Here is a 1,651-nt window from a genome sequence, read left to right as displayed (position 1 = left end):
TGGGATTGAGGCCCCGCCACTGCGTCAGGAGGCGACCGTCGCCCCGGCGCATCTCGAACAGCGGCGCTCCGACATCGTAGAGCCGGGTGCCGTAGGCGTTCACGGTTCGCCCATCCCCGAAGGTGTGGAAACCGATCGCGACCGCGTCGTCCCCGCCGCTCAGCTTGCACACGATGGTCTCGTCGGTCTGGAAGCCCTCGATCCGCAGGAGGCAGTCCCGGTTGCCGCGCCCCGCGGCGATGTCGAGCCGATAGGTGACGATGATCGGCGAGCCGCCGACCGTACGGCCCGCATCATGCTCGTAGTGATAGCTGCCGGCCCAGGCGTGCGCCGCCTCCGTCGCGGCGGTGGCGGCCAACGCCCCGTGGCCTAACAAGGCCAGCAGGCTCAGGCCGAAACGTCCCAGCATGCGGCATCTCCTCATCCGTTCACAGGTGGGTTTCGCCCAACCTCGCGCCCGGATCGGGCAATTTGCGGGCACCCTCCGGCATCTTGCGATGCGATCCGCGACTTCGGCGCGTGCCACGCGTTCGGTTCGTCGCCTCATTGGCTTGCATCCGCGACGGACCCCGGCCATATAGCCCTCGGGAGGTTGGCGAGGGACGTTTCACTCGCCAACCGGGTCAGGTCCGGAAGGAAGCAGCCCTAACGAGACCGAGCGGGTCTTCGTCCAGCCTCCCACCTCGATCGATGCCTTTCGGCTCGCGTGGCGGCATCCTCCGACCGGAGCCGCTCCGAACCCAGCTAAGGCGGCATGGACGCGACCTCCGGTCTACCGAGCGATGCCGGGTTCCTGCCCGGCCTTCCCGAGCCAGCGCCGGCCGCGACGCCCTACCGGGTGCTCGCTCGCAAGTATCGCCCCCAGAATTTCGACGATCTGATCGGCCAGGGCGCCATGGTGCGCACCCTGGCCAACGCCTTCGCGGCCAACCGCATCCCGCAGGCCTGGATGCTTACGGGCGTGCGCGGCGTCGGCAAGACCACCACGGCCCGGATCCTGGCGCGCGGGCTCAACTATGTCCGCGACGGACATCCCGACACCGGCCCCACCATCGCGATGCCGGAACTCGGCCGCCATTGTCGGGCGATCATGGAATCCCGGCACATGGATGTGCTGGAGATGGATGCCGCCTCGCATACCGGCATCGACGACGTACGCGGCATCATCGACGGCATCCGCTATGCGCCAACGGAGGCGCGCTACAAGGTCTACATCGTCGACGAAGTCCACATGCTCTCCGAGAAGGCGTTCAACGCCTTTCTGAAGACGCTGGAGGAGCCTCCGCCGCACGCGAAATTCGTGTTCGCCACCACCGAGATCCGCAAGGTGCCGGTGACGATCCTGTCCCGCTGCCAGCGCTTCGACCTGCGCCGAGTCGAGGCCGAGACCCTGGTCGGGCACCTCGCCCGCATCTGCACGGCCGAGGCCGTGGAGGCCGATGCCGAGGCCCTGGCGGCGATCACGCGGGCGGCCGAGGGTTCGGTGCGCGACGCGCTCTCGCTCCTCGATCAGGCCATCGCGCATGGGGCCGGCATCGTGAGTGCCCAGAGCGTGCGCGACATGCTGGGGCTGGCCGATCGCGGCCGTATCGTCGACCTGTTCGAGGCGGTAATGCGCGGCGACATCCCCGCCGCCTTCGCGGAGGTGCGC

General features: G+C 68.6%; 2 protein-coding genes and 1 other RNA gene. 2 read left to right on the top strand and 1 reads right to left on the bottom strand.

Features of this window, described 5'->3' with window-relative positions; all coding sequences use genetic code 11:
- On the bottom strand, positions 1-409 hold a 409-nt coding region (locus tag MFF30_RS25615), incomplete at its 3' end, for a DUF5991 domain-containing protein (RefSeq protein ID WP_238283068.1).
- A 177-nt stretch (positions 410-586) separates the two neighbouring features.
- Here MFF30_RS25615 and ffs point away from each other — a divergent pair.
- Positions 587-683: signal recognition particle sRNA small type (ffs, locus tag MFF30_RS25610), an RNA gene on the top strand.
- A gap of 71 nt (positions 684-754) precedes the next feature.
- A partial coding sequence (gene dnaX, locus MFF30_RS25605; protein ID WP_238283067.1) for a DNA polymerase III subunit gamma/tau occupies positions 755-1,651 on the top strand: 897 nt, incomplete at its 3' end.

This window comes from Methylobacterium goesingense, from assembly GCF_022179225.1.
GTDB lineage: Bacteria > Pseudomonadota > Alphaproteobacteria > Rhizobiales > Beijerinckiaceae > Methylobacterium > Methylobacterium goesingense.
The sequence above is the reverse complement of the archived record's forward strand: the minus strand, read 5'-3'. Positions and strand labels throughout refer to the sequence as shown.